Annotated in this window: 16 protein-coding genes; 11 read left to right on the top strand and 5 right to left on the bottom strand. The window is 72.5% G+C overall.

The window, feature by feature from the left end; genetic code table 11:
• Positions 1-74 precede the first annotated feature (74 nt).
• The gene (locus ACFYX0_RS03030) at positions 75-257 is read right to left on the bottom strand and encodes a hypothetical protein (RefSeq protein WP_311690916.1); all 183 of its coding nucleotides are present in this window, start codon (positions 255-257) and stop codon (positions 75-77) included.
• A 225-nt stretch (positions 258-482) separates the two neighbouring features.
• On the opposite strand from ACFYX0_RS03030, the gene ACFYX0_RS03025 reads away from it, so the two are divergent.
• From ACFYX0_RS03025 to ACFYX0_RS03010, 4 genes are all read left to right on the top strand, one after another.
• Positions 483-1,697: an NYN domain-containing protein gene (locus tag ACFYX0_RS03025; RefSeq protein ID WP_388965660.1), complete on the top strand. Its 1,215-nt coding sequence runs from the start codon at positions 483-485 to the stop codon at positions 1,695-1,697.
• A gap of 111 nt (positions 1,698-1,808) precedes the next feature.
• Positions 1,809-2,780 (top strand): ABC transporter ATP-binding protein, encoded by a 972-nt coding sequence (locus ACFYX0_RS03020; RefSeq protein WP_355903995.1) that lies wholly within the window; start codon positions 1,809-1,811, stop codon positions 2,778-2,780.
• Between the two features lie 91 nt (positions 2,781-2,871).
• Complete coding sequence (locus ACFYX0_RS03015; RefSeq protein WP_388965657.1) at positions 2,872-3,690, top strand: ABC transporter permease; 819 nt, start codon at positions 2,872-2,874, stop codon at positions 3,688-3,690.
• Positions 3,691-3,724: 34 nt separating this feature from the next.
• Complete coding sequence (locus ACFYX0_RS03010; protein ID WP_388965654.1) at positions 3,725-4,405, top strand: AAA family ATPase; 681 nt, start codon at positions 3,725-3,727, stop codon at positions 4,403-4,405.
• A 198-nt stretch (positions 4,406-4,603) separates the two neighbouring features.
• Here the strand turns inward: ACFYX0_RS03010 and ybaK are convergent, their stop codons facing one another.
• The 4 genes from ybaK to ACFYX0_RS02990 all read right to left on the bottom strand — a co-directional run bounded on the left by ybaK (position 4,604) and on the right by ACFYX0_RS02990 (position 8,744).
• On the bottom strand, positions 4,604-5,164 hold the full coding sequence (gene ybaK / locus ACFYX0_RS03005) for a Cys-tRNA(Pro) deacylase (RefSeq protein WP_388965652.1): 561 nt from the start codon (positions 5,162-5,164) through the stop codon (positions 4,604-4,606).
• Positions 5,165-5,190: 26 nt separating this feature from the next.
• Positions 5,191-5,931 carry an LON peptidase substrate-binding domain-containing protein gene (locus ACFYX0_RS03000; protein ID WP_355903871.1) on the bottom strand — a complete coding sequence of 247 codons (741 nt, stop codon included), beginning with the start codon at positions 5,929-5,931 and terminating at the stop codon, positions 5,191-5,193.
• A gap of 11 nt (positions 5,932-5,942) precedes the next feature.
• Positions 5,943-6,980, bottom strand: a complete 1,038-nt coding sequence (locus tag ACFYX0_RS02995; protein WP_388965649.1) for a hypothetical protein — start codon at positions 6,978-6,980, stop codon at positions 5,943-5,945.
• A gap of 183 nt (positions 6,981-7,163) precedes the next feature.
• Complete coding sequence (locus tag ACFYX0_RS02990) at positions 7,164-8,744, bottom strand: oxidoreductase (RefSeq protein ID WP_355903865.1); 1,581 nt, start codon at positions 8,742-8,744, stop codon at positions 7,164-7,166.
• A gap of 592 nt (positions 8,745-9,336) precedes the next feature.
• Here ACFYX0_RS02990 and hisD point away from each other — a divergent pair.
• Genes hisD through ACFYX0_RS02955 form a run of 7 tightly spaced genes read left to right on the top strand, consistent with a single transcriptional unit; the run spans position 9,337 to position 14,299 of the window.
• On the top strand, positions 9,337-10,662 hold the full coding sequence (gene hisD / locus ACFYX0_RS02985; RefSeq protein WP_388965646.1) for a histidinol dehydrogenase: 1,326 nt from the start codon (positions 9,337-9,339) through the stop codon (positions 10,660-10,662).
• Positions 10,659-11,768 (top strand): histidinol-phosphate transaminase, encoded by a 1,110-nt coding sequence (locus ACFYX0_RS02980; RefSeq protein ID WP_388965643.1) that lies wholly within the window; start codon positions 10,659-10,661, stop codon positions 11,766-11,768. Before hisD ends, ACFYX0_RS02980 begins: the two co-directional genes overlap by 4 nt.
• Positions 11,765-12,358, top strand: coding sequence for an imidazoleglycerol-phosphate dehydratase HisB (gene hisB / locus ACFYX0_RS02975; protein WP_355903856.1), 594 nt, complete (start codon positions 11,765-11,767; stop codon positions 12,356-12,358). Before ACFYX0_RS02980 ends, hisB begins: the two co-directional genes overlap by 4 nt.
• Positions 12,359-12,361: 3 nt before the next feature.
• On the top strand, positions 12,362-12,526 hold the full coding sequence (locus ACFYX0_RS02970) for a hypothetical protein (RefSeq protein WP_311690937.1): 165 nt from the start codon (positions 12,362-12,364) through the stop codon (positions 12,524-12,526).
• Positions 12,523-13,164, top strand: a complete 642-nt coding sequence (hisH, locus tag ACFYX0_RS02965; RefSeq protein WP_311690939.1) for an imidazole glycerol phosphate synthase subunit HisH — start codon at positions 12,523-12,525, stop codon at positions 13,162-13,164. The genes ACFYX0_RS02970 and hisH overlap by 4 nt, the downstream gene beginning before the upstream one ends.
• A 3-nt stretch (positions 13,165-13,167) precedes the next feature.
• Complete coding sequence (priA, locus tag ACFYX0_RS02960; protein WP_388965639.1) at positions 13,168-13,890, top strand: bifunctional 1-(5-phosphoribosyl)-5-((5-phosphoribosylamino)methylideneamino)imidazole-4-carboxamide isomerase/phosphoribosylanthranilate isomerase PriA; 723 nt, start codon at positions 13,168-13,170, stop codon at positions 13,888-13,890.
• A gap of 16 nt (positions 13,891-13,906) precedes the next feature.
• Entirely contained in the window at positions 13,907-14,299 is a 393-nt protein-coding gene (locus ACFYX0_RS02955; protein WP_355903849.1) for a RidA family protein, read from the top strand.
• Positions 14,300-14,341: the final 42 nt, after the last annotated feature.

Here is a 14,341-nt window from a genome sequence, read left to right as displayed (position 1 = left end):
ATCAAAGGGTGCGCCCCTCTGTGCATATCCAGGCTCCCTGGCCACGGGTGGCTTCAGGTGCCCTGGCGCGGGCTTCAGTTGTGGCCGAAGCTCTTCTGCTTCTTACGGGCAACATCCGCAGGGCTGCCCTGGACCTGCGCTATCGGGGACTCGTGGGCCTCCGTGGCGGAGGACCTCTGCCCCTTCTCCGGGGCCTGCTCGGCCTGGGAGGAGCGGTTCTGCGGGCCCGCCTGCTTGCGGTTCTTGTTCTTGGCCATGGTGATCTGCCTCCTGTGGGGGATCTGAGGGCCAGAGCCGGGACCAGATTCACATAGCCTGACAACAGGCGCATGTCGGATAATTACCGTGTGTGACCACGCCTGTTCGTGCGCAGCCGTCCCGATCCGCCACGCCGAAGATCGAGTTCGGGCCGTTAACCTCCCCGTGGTCGGGCAGACTCGAAGCAAGCCCGAAGCAAACCTCCCGGAAAGAGGGTGGATCGCGTGGACCGCTGCATCGTCCTGGTGGACGCCGGGTATCTGCTCGGGGCTGCCGCGAGCCTGCTCGCCGGGGAGCCCTCGAGGTCCCGGATCACGGTCGACCACGCCGCCCTCATCCAGGGGCTGCGCGAGCGTGCCGAGTCCGACACCGAACGGCCCCTGCTGCGCATCTACTGGTTCGACGGCGCCCCCGACCGGGTCCCCCAGCCCGAACACCGCAGGCTGCGCGTGATGCCCCGGGTGACCGTGCGGCTGGGCGCGCTGACCCGCAGCGACGGGCGCTGGGCGCAGAAGGGCGTCGACGCCGCGATGCACGCCGAGCTGACCGAGCTGGCCCGCAACCGCGCCTGCTCGGACGTCGTGCTCGTGACCGGCGACGGGGATCTGCTGCCGGGCATGATGGCCGCCAAGGAGCACGGGGTCGCCGTACACCTGTGGGCCGTGCAGGCCGCGGACGGCGACTACAACCAGTCCGAGGACCTGGTGGCCGAGGCCGACGAGCGGCGGGTGCTCGACCGTGCCTGGATCACCCAGGCCGTACGCGCCAGGGAGCCGGGCGGGGTGTGCGCGCCCCAGCCGGACCCTCGTCCGGAGATCGCCGCGATCCTGTCCGCGCCCCTGCCCGAGTCGGCGCTCGCGGCCACGCCGGACCGGCCCGCCCCGGAGCCGGAGCACGCCGCGGCCATCGCGTCGCGCAACGGCACCCAGGAGCGCGTACCGGCGGCCAAGGGGGTGCCGACGCCGAAGGACCTGGCCGCGCTGCGGGCACCCGGCCCGCAGGCCGTGCAGCAGCCCGCCGGGGCGACGCTGCGCTGGTCCTCCGACAAGGGGTGGGTGGACCGCCCGGTCGCGGCGGATTCGTCGGAGGCCGCCTCCCTGCCCACGCTGGCGCAGCTGACGACCGCGGAGCAGCGGTGGGCCGACCGGGAGGAGGACATCACCACGGTCGGTGGCGATCCCTATGAGGTGGGCCAGGTGTTCGCCCGGCGGTGGATCGAACGGCTCGCCGACGCCGTCCCGCTGCAGAAGCTCTCGGGCATGTATCCGCGGGTGCCGCACCGCATCGACGGGGAGCTGCTCCGTTACGCGGCCCGCTTCGGTCTTCTCGCCCACAAGGACGACCAGATCGACGAGAACGACCGGTACGCGATCCGGGCGGGATTCTGGCGGGAGATCGGCCAGCGCACCTCCACGGAACACGCGTCCGGCGACGAGTAGCGCACGGACGCCTCGGACGGGCCCCGGGGACCGCCCGGCGTCCGTCACCCCTTACCCTCGTCCTTTGTGAACACGCGCACCGCACCGGCACCACGGCAGGATGACGATGTCGTGTGCGCCGTGCGCGGGCTGACCAAGACCTATCCGGCGGTTCGAGGCCGGCGCGGCGCGCCCGGGACGCCCGAGGTGCGGGCGACCGACGGCGTACGGCTGGACGTCCGGCGCGGGGAGATCTTCGGGCTGCTCGGGCCGAACGGGGCCGGCAAGTCCACCCTCGTACGCCAGCTGACCGGGCTGCTGCGGCCCGACCGCGGCACCGTCGAGATCCTCGGCCATGACATCGTGCGCCACCCCGAGCGGGCCGCGCGGATCCTCGCCTACCTCGGGCAGGAGTCCAGCGCCCTCGACGAGCTGACCGTCTCCCTCGCCGCCGAGACGACCGGGCGGCTGCGCGGTCTCGAACTGCGCGAGGCTCGCGCGGAGCGGGACGCGGTGCTCGACGAACTCGGGCTCACCCCGATCGCCGGACGCCCGCTGAAGAAGCTCTCCGGCGGCCAGCGCCGCCTTGCCTGCTTCGCCGCCGCCCTGATGGGCCGGCGCCCGCTGCTCGTGCTCGACGAGCCGACCACCGGGATGGACCCAGTCGCCCGGCGCGCGGTATGGGCGGCCGTGGACCGGCGGCGGGCCGAGCGCGGCGCGACCGTGCTGCTGGTCACCCACAACGTCATCGAGGCCGAGACGGTCCTCGACCGGGTCGCCGTGCTCGACCGGGGGCGGGTCATCGCCTGTGACACCCCGGCCGGGCTCAAGGAGCGGGTCGCGGGCGAGGTGCGCGTCGAGCTCGTCTGGCGCGAGCGGGCGCCGCTGGAGGTCCCGGAGGTCGCGGCGCTGCAGGCCCGCGCGGTGGCGTCCGGACGCCGCTGGTCGCTGCGCATGGCCCCGGAGGAGGCACGTGCGGCCGTCGCCACGGTCACCGGCGGTGCCGCCTTCGCGGCCCTCGACGACTTCACCCTGGCCACGCCCAGCCTGGAGGACGTCTATCTGGCGCTCGGCGGCAGCACCCAGGGTCTGGTGAAGGCATGAGCGTCCGGAGCGCCGAAGCCGTATGCACCGGAAGGGGTGCCGTGTCCGCGGGGGACGGGACGGCGGCAGGAACGAAGAGGAGCAGCACGACGTGAGTGTCGTACCCGCCGAGGTTCTGCCCGGCGCCCGGGTGGCCGAGGACGGCGGCCGGGGCGCGGCCGACCTGGGGCCGCGGGCACGGTTGTGGCCGTCGCTGGCCGCCGTGTACCGGGCACAGCTGTCCCGGGCGCGGGTCGCGCGGATCCCGCTGCTGTTCGTGGCGACCTTCCAGTCGATCGGCATCATGATCATGATGCGCGGGGTCGTGGACGGCGGGGGCGACGCCCGCTCCGTGGTCGCCGGGTCGTCGGTGCTGGTGGTCGCCTACGTCGGTCTCAATCTGCTGGCGCAGTACTTCGGACAGTTGCGCGGCAGCGGCGGGCTCGACCACTACGCGACGCTGCCGGTGCCGGCCGCCGCGGTGGTCCTGGGGGCGGCGGGCGCCTACGCTTCCTTCACCGTGCCCGGGACCGTGGTGACCGCCGTCTCCGGATGTGTGCTGTTCGGGCTGCCGCCGGCCCATCTGTGGGTGCTGGCCGCGGTGATCCCGCTCTCCGGGGCCGCGCTGTCCGGCCTCGGCGCCGCGCTCGGGCTGCTCGCGCCGCGCCCCGAACTGGCGACCCTGCTGGGGCAGTTGGGCATGTCGGCGGCGCTGCTGCTGGGGGTGCTGCCGGCCCATCGGATGCCGGAGGCCATCCAGGTCCTACGGGATCTGCTGCCGTCCACCTATGGGGTCGAGGCGTTTGCGCGGACCTTCGGGGGGCACCCGGACTGGCCGCTGGTCCTCGGTGACCTGGCCGTGTGCGCCGCTGTCGGAGCGGCCTCGCTGGCCCTGGCGACCTGGGCGTACCGTCGGGCGGCCGTCCGGTGACGCGGCTGACAGACACGACTGGCAGGATGTGAAGGTGACCGCTCCGTTGACTCCGCCTCCGCCGCCGCATGAACAGCCCCCGCACGACGGGTGGCAAGCCGTGTCCGCCCCACCCGGGGCCGGCCCCGCGCCGCACGGCGCCACGGCCGCGTCCGGCGCGGACGGACCCGGTATGAAGATCGAACTGCGGGACGCCACCGCGATCACATTGGCCGTCGCGATCGCCGGGGCGCTGCTGGGCGTGCTGTGGTCCTGGCTCTCGCCGCATGTGCCGCTGGTGGGGGACGTCGTCGACAACACCTGGGTCGTCTATCTGAAGGACACCGAGGGGGAGCAGGCCATCGGGGTGGACGGGACGTTCACGCTGCTCGCGCTCGCGTTCGGGGCGGTCAGCGCGCTCGTCGTCTTCCTGCTGCGCAAGCGGGGCGGGGTGCCGCTGGTCGTGGCGCTCGCCGTCGGCGGGCTGCTCGGCTCCCTGCTCGCCTGGCGGGTGGGCATGTGGCTGGGGCCTCCGCAGAACGTGCTCGCGCACGCCAAGGACGTGGGCAAGGGCGTGACGTTCTCCGCGCCGCTCAAGCTCGGCGCGAAGGGTGCGCTGCTGGCCTGGTCGGTGGCGGCACTGGTGGTGCACCTCGGTCTGACGGCGCTGTTCGGCCCCCGGGACCCGGACCCCTACGCGACGCCGTACGGACCGGCCGCCCCGCCGGTGGCGTAGTCCGGTGCCCTTCGGGGCGCATACCCCCTGGTGGGGCGCCGGGTCAGCCCCGTGAGGCTGCCCGGCGCGGGATCGGTGGCGTGGTCACGCCGGACGGTGGCCGTGATTCGAGTGGCCCTTCTTCATGCGCCATTTGCGCTTGCGTGTCCTCTTCGACATATTTCCGTACTAGCCGAAGACGGGCCGTACGTCGAGTCTTCAGGCGCGGCCGATGGGGGCCAGGGTCGCGTCAGTGAGGGCCGTCAGATCCTCGGGGGACACCTCGACCTCCAGTCCCCGGCGGCCCGCCGACACGCAGATCGTGGCGTGCGACGACGCCGACGCGTCCAGGACCGTGCGCAGCTTCTTGCGCTGGCCCAGCGGGGAGATGCCGCCGCGCACATATCCCGTGGTGCGCTCCGCCAGCGCCGGGTCCGCCATGGCCGCCCGCTTGCCGCCCACGGCCGCCGCCAGCGCCTTCAGGTCCAGTGAGCCCGCCACCGGGACCACCCCGACCACCAGGGCTCCGTCCACGTCGGCCACCAGAGTCTTGAAGACCCGGTCGGGGGAGACCCCCATCGCCTCGGCGGCCTCCTCGCCGTAGGAGGGGTGGGACGGGTCATGGTCGTAGGAGTGGACCGTGAACTCCACGCCGGCGGCCGTCAGCGCCACCGTCGCCGGAGTTCCGCCCGCCCGTCGCCCCCCACCAGCCCTATTCGAATGCGCTTCGCGCGTCTCCGATTCCTGCTGGGCGCCCTGCTTCTTCGCCTTCTTCGCCATCCGGCCTGTTCCTCGAAAGTCGTACGTCAGTTCAGGCTCGTCGGAGCCTGCGTCAGATCGGACGCCGGCAAGGACGGCAGGTTACGGATGATCGCGGTCTCCGCGCGAAGGAGTTTCAGCTCGTCCCGCAGACGCGAGGCGGTGTCCGGGGCCTGCAGCAGCCGCTGCTTCGTCGGCGTGTCCAGCATGACCGCGGCCGCCACCAGGTAGGACACCACCGCCGGTTCGTCCGGCAGCTCCGCGCCCGTGGACAGCGATCGCTCCCGCGCGCCCGCGAGCCGCTTCTGGTACTGGCGGAACGCCCGCAGCACGCCCTCGGCGAGGGCACCGGCCTCGTCGCCCGGCTCCTCCGCCAGCTCCTCCAGCTCGGCCGTCAGATAGGGGCCCGACGCGTCCACCGAGAGCAGCCGGACCCGGGTCGTGCCCGTCGCGAGCACCTCGAACGTGCCGTCGGCCCGCTCCCGGATCGTCGCCGCGTCCGCGATGCAGCCCACCCCGTGGAACGCCTTGGACGGGTCGGAGCCGAAGCCCGCCCCCGGTCCGCGCTCGGGCAGGGCGGTGGGATCGGGCATACCCGACGCGCTCGGCGCCACCTCGTGGCCGTCGCGGATGGCGACGACGGCGAAGCGGCGCGGTTCGTCCTCGGGGGTCTTCAGCAGATCGCGCATCAGGGCGCGATAGCGCTCCTCGAAGACGTTCAGCGGGAGCACGAGCCCCGGGAACAGCACCGAGTTCAGCGGGAAGAGCGGGAGCCGGACGGTGGTCACGACCGGAAAGCCTAATGGTCGCGGACGGGAGCGTGTCCGGCGCGTTCACTCCGTGGGAGAACCGGAGCCGCCGACGGGACGGCTCGCAGCGCCGCCGGTTCCCGGCTCACGCCCCTGCGCAGGTCCAGGAAACGGCCCAGCGGATCGTCCGAGAACCGGTCCCAGGGGAACGACGTGGCGTACGGGCCGATCAGGTGCAGTTGGGTCAGCGCGTCCGGCTCGCGCTCCAGTGTGACCAGGACGTACGCGAGGAGATTTCGGACCTCCGCGAGCCGGGGATCGGCGGGCGCGTACCGCGACGACAGCGCGATCGACCGGTCCGCCGCCGCGTCCAGCCGCGCGCGGGACACCGTCGCGCCGCCGCCGTCCGTGAGATACGCGAAGGCGGCCCGCAGGGGCAGGGCCTGCATCAGCGAACCGGGCGGCGTGTCGTGCGCGGCGGTCTCGGCGAAGTCGAAGCACTCGCCGTGCGAGCCGTGCCAGACGGCCGACAGATACGCGAGGGCCGCGGCATGGCAGCCGTAGTGGTGCCGGGAGCGGCGCACCGCCTCCCCCCACAGCCGCTCGAACGCGATGTGGTCCGCGTCGACGCCGCGCGCGTGGTCGAGCGCCACCCGCCACGGCACCGGGTCCCGGGGATCGCCCTCGGCCGCCGCCGCGACCAACGGGCCGACCTCGCGCAGGAGTTCGGCACGGGCCGGCGACTCCCAGCCGCGGGCCACCGCCAGCTCCGCCTTGACCAGCAGCGCGTCCGGATCGTTCGGGACGGTGGCGCACCAGCGCCTGAACCACTCCTCCCGGGAGCGCGCGAAGGCGGCGAGCCGCGTCACATACCGGTCGCGGTCCTCCCACTCACCGGCCTTCCGGGTGGCCGCGAGCAGTTCGGCAGCCGGGCCGTGGTCGCCGTGCCCCGCCGCCACGAGCGCGGGGGCCAGTCGCGGGTCGGGCGCGTCGAGCAGGACGTCGTCGTCCGCGGGCAGCCCGTCGGCGGGGTGGGGGGAGGTACGTGCCATCCGTGTCGTACGGAGGAGCGCGCGCAGCAGTGCCATGGTGTCGACCATTGAAAAGCCGCAGGTCGGAGCGCGCCAGCACGGTTCAGTAACCGACATTTGGTTGTACTCTCAACAGCCAAGAGTCGGCAAAGGCCGCGTTCGTTGCTGTAGGGTCGCTATGCGGCGGCTGTGCCGAAGTCTCGCGGTTTCATGAGTCCGCCGGGGTACCGCGTGCGCGCCTCAGCCGCGCCGCAGCAGCCGGGTCGCGCCCGCCGCGACCGTCGTCGCCAGGATCCAGCCGAGCAGGATGACCACCGCCGACGCCCACTGCCATGCCCCGCTCAGCTGCCACTGGCCCGCCTGGCCGAGGTCGATGAACGGCAGCAGCAGGTCCAGGGCGAACAGCGAGGGGTTCCATGTCGGGTGCCCGTCCTTGTTGACCGGCGGATGGCTCGCGTGCGAGAAGGCGAGCGAGGCCGCCGCCCACAGCACCGCCATCCACACCGCCGCACGGCCGGGCCGGTAGCCGTAGGCGACCGTCCAGTCCTGCACGTACCCCCACAGCTTCGCCGCGGGCGGCAGCGTCTCGCGCCGCCGCCGTTGCTTCGCCAGGAGCACCTCGCGCGCGTCCTCGTCCTCTCCGGAGTTGCGCAGTACCGTCGCGAGCCGCTCGTAGGGCTCGGGGTTGTACTCGGCGGTCGCCGCCGCCACCCACTCCAGGCGCCGGGCGAGCGGGAAGGCGTCCTGCGGGACGAGGTTCTCGTAGGTGAAGCCGCCCATGTGCAGATCGCCGGGGCCCGGCCAGCCGGCCCACCGGTCGACCAGGTTCACGATCCGCGCGCCCGACAGGACCACCTTGCCGCGCCCGGGCCGTTCGCCCAGGAAGCGCAGCTCGGGCGTCTGGACCCGGAGCAGGGACAGCTCCTGGCCCTCGTCCAGCAGGAACCGGGCCCGGTCCAGGTCGACCGCGTCCCCGAACCGCCCGTCGTCCAGCCGGATGCCGCCCCGGCACTCGAACGGCTGCACCCGGGTGCCGCGCGCGGGTGTGGTGCCGCTGGTCAGCAGCGGATTGCCGACTCCCGCGGGGGTCAGATACAGCGTCCGCTCCACCGTCAGCTGCGGGGCGTTCAGCGCCAGCCGGGAGTACGGGTTGGCCAGCCGGGCGCCGCGCAGGCTCAGTGAGACGCCGACGGTGGCGCTGCGCAGGCTCAGCTCGCCGTACGACTCCAGCATCTCGGCCTGGAGGTCCTGCCCGACGCTCAGCCCGTCCGCGGTGATCGAACGGCCCCGCCGGTCGCGCTGGACCACGGCCTGGTTGAGCAGCAGATCGGTGCCGATGTGCGCGTCGGTGAGCCGTACCCCGCCCTCGAAGCGGCAGCGCGGCAGATGCAGATCGCCCTCCGTGTGCACCCGCGCCGCCTCCAGACGCGGCACCGAGCAGTTCACCAGCCGCAGGGTGGTGAAGCGGGCCTCCGGCAGCAGGACCTCGTTCTCGAACCGGCAGCCCTTCAGCTCCACGAAGGGGACGATCGTGCCGCCCGCCAGATCCAGCGTGTCCGTGATCCGCACACCGGTCAGCTTGAGCGAGGACACGCGCCCCGCCAGCGCGGGCGGACCGTCCAGCAGCAGCCAGGCCACGATGCGCGCGCGGACGCTGCGCTCGGGCCCCCAGGGACGGTCGCCGTGCGGATCGTCCACGTCCGCGTCCCCGCTGCGCAGGTCGTACGCGCTGCCGTTGCGGAAGGCCTGCCACATGCCCGCCTCCGTGGCGGTCAGGTCGTCCGGCAGGTCCCCGGCGCGAAAGCCGGCACCCTCGGTCACGGCTCTTCCTTCCTCCCCAGCTACTCGTGAGTTTCGTACGACCGTTCATGCCCGTTGTGTGACGGGCCGAACGCCATCGGTGACGGCGATCTTCCGGATCCCGTCTCAGCCACCGGATCCGGCCACCCCCGGCGGGCCTCGGTGACTCACAAACCACCCGATCCGGCCATCACCCCCCCGGCGACCACCGCCCCGGGGCCGAGCCGCGAGGTCCGAGCGGACGGACGGCGCACGAAGGGGCGGGCGGGCGCGAGCCGGAAACCGTGGTCCGGGCGGGCGTGCGACGGGGTGGTCCGGCGGCGCACAACGGCGCGCGACACGCCGTCGCACGCCCTGCCGTGACACCGACACGCCGACGCCCCACGGGCCCGTGGCCGGCCCGCGCCGCCCGGTTTCGGGGTGCGCCCGGTCCCCGCTCCCGGCCCGCCCGCCGTCGTCCGGCCCAGGCCGGCCACGGTTCCGCACCCCTCCGCCGTGCGGAACCGGCCCCTTTCCCGCCCCTCGCCACGGATCCCGTCCGTCCGTCCACGCTCCGTATCAGCCACTGATACGGCCGTCCGTCGTCTCGGCGCCGTCTGAGAGAATTGGCCCTGTGATCTCCCGAATCGATCTGCGCGGCGAGGCCCTCCCCGAGGGTCCCGCCCTGCGTGACCTGCTGCCCCGAGCCGACTTCGACGTTCAGGCCGCCCTGGAGAAGGTGCGTCCGATCTGCGAAGCCGTGCATCATCGTGGCGACGCGGCGCTGATCGACTTCGCCGAGAAGTTCGACGGGGTGCGCCTGGAGTCGGTGCGGGTGCCGGCCGAGGCCCTCAAGGGCGCGCTGGAGCAGCTCGACCCGGCCGTGCGCGCGGCCCTGGAGGAGTCCATCCGCCGCGCCCGTCTCGTCCACCGCGCACAGCGCCGCACCACGCACACCACCCAGGTGGTGCCCGGCGGCTCGGTCACCGAGAAGTGGGTGCCGGTCGAGCGCGTCGGGCTGTACGCGCCGGGCGGACGCTCCGTCTACCCGTCGTCCGTGATCATGAACGTGGTGCCCGCCCAGGAGGCCGGTGTCGAGTCGATCGCGCTCGCGTCCCCCGCGCAGGCCGAGTTCGACGGGCTGCCGCACCCGACGATCCTCGCCGCGTGCGCCCTGCTCGGCGTCGACGAGGTGTACGCGGCCGGCGGCGCCACCGCCGTCGCGATGTTCGCCTACGGCACCGAGTCCTGCCCGCCCGCCGCCATGGTCACCGGCCCCGGCAACATCTGGGTCGCCGCCGCCAAGCGCTACTTCACGGGCCGGATCGGCATCGACACCGAGGCCGGTCCCACCGAGATCGCGATCCTCGCGGACGGCACCGCCGACCCGGTGCACGTGGCCTCCGACCTGATCAGCCAGGCCGAGCACGACCCGCTGGCCGCCGCCGTACTGGTCACCGACTCGGTGGAGCTGGCCGACGCGGTGGAGCAGGAACTCAAGCCGCAGGTCGAGGCCTCCCGGCACGTCGAGGACCGGATCCGCCCGGCGCTCGCGGGCAGGCAGTCCGCGATCGTGCTGGTGGACGGCGTCGAGGAGGGCCTGCGGGTGGTCGACGCGTACGGCGCCGAGCACCTGGAGATCCAGACGGCGGACGCCGCCGCGGTCGCCGACCGGGTGCGCAACGCGGGCGCGATCTTCGTCGGCCCCTGGGCCCCGGTCTCCCTCGGCGACTACGCGGCCGGCTCCAACCATGTGCTCCCGACCGGCGGCTGCGCCTGCCACTCCTCGGGCCTGTCCGTCCAGTCCTTCCTGCGCGGCATCCATGTCGTCGACTACAGCAAGGACGCGCTGGCCGAGGTCGCGCACCATGTGGTGACGCTGGCGGAGGCGGAGGACCTGCCCGCGCACGGCGCGGCGATCAAGGCCAGGTTCGGCTGGAAGGTACCGGCGAGCAAGTGAGCTTCGAAATCGACGATCTTCCCGTGCGGGACGAGCTGCGCGGCAAGTCCCCCTACGGCGCGCCCCAACTGGACGTCCCCGTACGGCTGAACACCAACGAGAACCCCTACCCGCTGCCCGAGCCGCTGGTCGAACGGATCGCCGAGCGGGTGCGCGAGGCCGCCCGCGGCCTGAACCGCTATCCGGACCGTGACGCGGTCGAGCTGCGCACCAGGCTCGCCGAGTACCTGACGAAGACCGGCGGCCACCGGGTCGGCGTCGAGAACGTGTGGGCGGCCAACGGCTCCAACGAGGTCATCCAGCAGCTGCTGCAGACCTTCGGCGGGCCGGGCCGTACGGCGATCGGCTTCGAGCCGTCGTACTCGATGCACGCGCTCATCTCGCGCGGCACGGGCACCGGCTGGATCTCGGGGCCGCGCAACGAGGACTTCACGATCGACGTCGGCGCCGCCGAGAAGGCGATCGCCGAGCACCGGCCCGACGTCGTCTTCATCACGACCCCGAACAACCCCACGGGCAACGCGGTCCCGGCGCGGACGGTCCTCGCCCTGTACGAGGCGGCGCAGGCCGCACGGCCGTCCATGGTCGTCGTGGACGAGGCGTACATCGAGTTCAGCCACGGCGACTCGCTGCTGCCCCTCCTCGAAGGTCGGCCGAATCTCGTCGTCTCACGGACGATGTCGAAGGCGTTCGGGGCCGCCGGCCTCCGCCTCGGCTATCTCGCCGCACACCCGGCGGTCGTGGACGCCGTCCAGCTCGTCCGGCTGCCGTACCACCTCTCCGCGATCACCCAGGCGACCGCCCTGGCCGCCCTGGAGCACACGGACACGCTGCTGAAGTACGTCGAGCAGCTGAAGTCGGAGCGGGACCGGCTGGTCGCCGAGCTGCGCGCGATCGGCTTCGAGGTCACCGCGTCCGACGCGAACTTCGTGCAGTTCGGGCGGTTCGAGGACGCCCACGCCGCCTGGCGGGAGATCCTCGAACGGGGCGTCCTGGTCCGCGACAACGGCGTACCGGGTCGGCTGCGGGTCACCGCCGGAACCCCCGAAGAGAACGACGCGTTCCTCGACGCGGTACGTGAACTGAAGAAGGAGCAGAGCGCATGAACCGCGTTGGGCGCGTGGAGCGCACCACCAAGGAGACCTCGGTGGTCGTCGAGATCGATCTCGACGGCACGGGCCGGACCGACATCTCGACCGGGGTCGGCTTCTACGACCACATGCTCGACCAGCTCGGCCGACACGGTCTGTTCGACCTCACCGTGAAGACCGAGGGCGATCTGCACATCGACTCGCACCACACCATCGAGGACACCGCCCTCGCCCTCGGCGCCGCCTTCAAGCAGGCGCTCGGCGACAAGGTCGGGATCTACCGCTTCGGCAACTGCACGGTCCCGCTGGACGAGTCCCTCGCCCAGGTCACCGTCGACCTGTCCGGCCGCCCGTACCTCGTGCACACCGAGCCCGAGAACATGGCGCCCATGATCGGCGAGTACGACACCACGATGACCCGCCACATCCTGGAGTCCTTCGTGGCCCAGGCCCAGATCGCGCTGCATGTGCACGTGCCCTACGGGCGCAACGCCCACCACATCGTGGAGTGCCAGTTCAAGGCACTCGCCCGGGCCCTGCGCTACGCCAGCGAGCGCGACCCGCGCGCGGCCGGCATCCTCCCGTCCACGAAGGGTGCGCTGTAAGCCATGAACAGCACTTCGACCATCCTGATCGTCGTCGGTCTCTTCCTCGTCGGCGGGATCATCTCCTTCGCCAAGCAGCAGATGCCGAGGAGCCTCATCGTGCTGCTCTCGATCGGCGCCGGCATGTGCCTGGTGGCGGGCGTCATGCGGTTGGGGGTGTGGAGTTGAGCGACCCGAAGAAGGTCGTGGTCTTCGACTACGGCTTCGGCAACGTGCGTTCCGCCGAGCGCGCCCTCGCGCGCGTGGGCGCGGATGTCGAGATCACCCACGACTACGACCGGGCCATGAACGCCGACGGCCTGCTGGTGCCGGGCGTCGGCGCCTTCGCCGCCTGTATGCAGGGCCTGCGCGGGGCGCGCGGCGACTGGATCGTCGGCCGCCGGCTGTCCGGCGGACGTCCGGTGATGGGCATCTGCGTCGGCATGCAGATCCTGTTCACCCGCGGCATCGAGCACGGCGTGGAGACCGAGGGCCTCGACGAGTGGTCCGGCACGGTCGGGCCGCTCCAGGCCGACGTCGTGCCCCACATGGGCTGGAACACGGTCGACGCGCCGGCCGACTCTGAGCTGTTCGCCGGGCTGGACGCGGACGCCCGGTACTACTTCGTGCACTCCTACGCCGTCCACGACTGGCAGCTGGAGACGCACAACCCGACGCTGCTCGCCCCCAAGGTGAGCTGGTCGACGCACGGCAAGCCGTTCGTGGCGGCCGTGGAGAACGGGGCCCTGTGGGCCACGCAGTTCCACCCCGAGAAGTCCGGCGACGCCGGAGCGCAGCTGCTCACCAACTGGATCGGAACCCTGTAGACCATGCCCAAGCTCGAACTCCTCCCCGCCGTCGACGTCCGCGACGGCCAGGCCGTGCGCCTCGTCCACGGCGAGTCCGGCACGGAGACCTCCTACGGCTCCCCGCTGGAGGCTGCCCTCGCCTGGCAGCGGTCGGGTGCCGAGTGGCTGCATCTGGTCGACCTGGACGCCGCGTTCGGCACCGGCGACAACCGCGCGCTGATCGCCGAGGTCGCTCAGGCCATGGACATCAAGGTGGAGCTGTCCGGCGGTATCCGCGACGACGACACCCTGGCCGCCGCCCTGGCCACCGGTTGCACGCGGGTGAACCTCGGCACGGCCGCCCTGGAGGCCCCGGAGTGGGTCGCCCGGGTGATCGCGGAACACGGCGACAAGATCGCGGTCGGTCTGGACGTCCGCGGCACGACCCTGCGCGGCCGCGGCTGGACCCGCGACGGCGGCGACCTCTACGAGACGCTGGAGCGGCTGAACAAGGAGGGCTGCGCGCGGTACGTCGTCACCGACATCGCGAAGGACGGCACCCTCCAGGGCCCCAACCTCCAGCTGCTGAAGAACGTCTGCGCCGCCACCGACCGCCCGGTCGTGGCCTCCGGGGGTGTCTCGTCGCTGGACGACCTGCGGGCGATCGCCGACCTCGTCCCCCTCGGTGTCGAAGGGGCGATCGTCGGGAAGGCGCTGTACGCGAAGGCGTTCACGCTGGAAGAAGCACTGGAGGCTACATCTTGAAAAAGGATGCGGTGTCATGACGTCGGAAGCCGTGCGGCGGGTGCAGAGCGGAAGTCCCTGGGAGGAGTCCTTCGGTTTCGCACGCGCCGTCGCGGCGGGCGACCGGGTGCTGGTGGCCGGCACGACCTCCTTCCGGGGGCCGGTGCTGTACGGGGAGGGCGACCCGTACGAGCAGGCGAAGGTGGCGTTCACCAGCGCGCTGGAAGCGATCGCGGAGTTCGGGCTCGGTCCCGAGTCGGTGCTCCGGACCCGGATGTATCTGACCCATCTGCGGGACGTCGACGAGGTGGGCCGGGCCCACAAGGAGATCTTCGACTCGGTGCGCCCGGCCGCGACCCTGCTGGTCGTGGAGGGCTTCGTCGACCCGCGCATCCTGGTCGAAGTGGAACTGGAAGCCTTCCGGGGCTAGAAGCAGCCTTCCGGGGCTGGAAGCAGCAAGAGGAGCCGTGGA

Origin of the sequence: Streptomyces sp. NPDC002573 (genome assembly GCF_042889625.1) — a bacterium.
In the GTDB taxonomy this organism is placed as follows: Bacteria; Actinomycetota; Actinomycetes; order Streptomycetales; family Streptomycetaceae; genus Streptomyces; species Streptomyces gibsoniae.
This window is presented reverse-complemented; position numbering and strand designations above follow the sequence as displayed.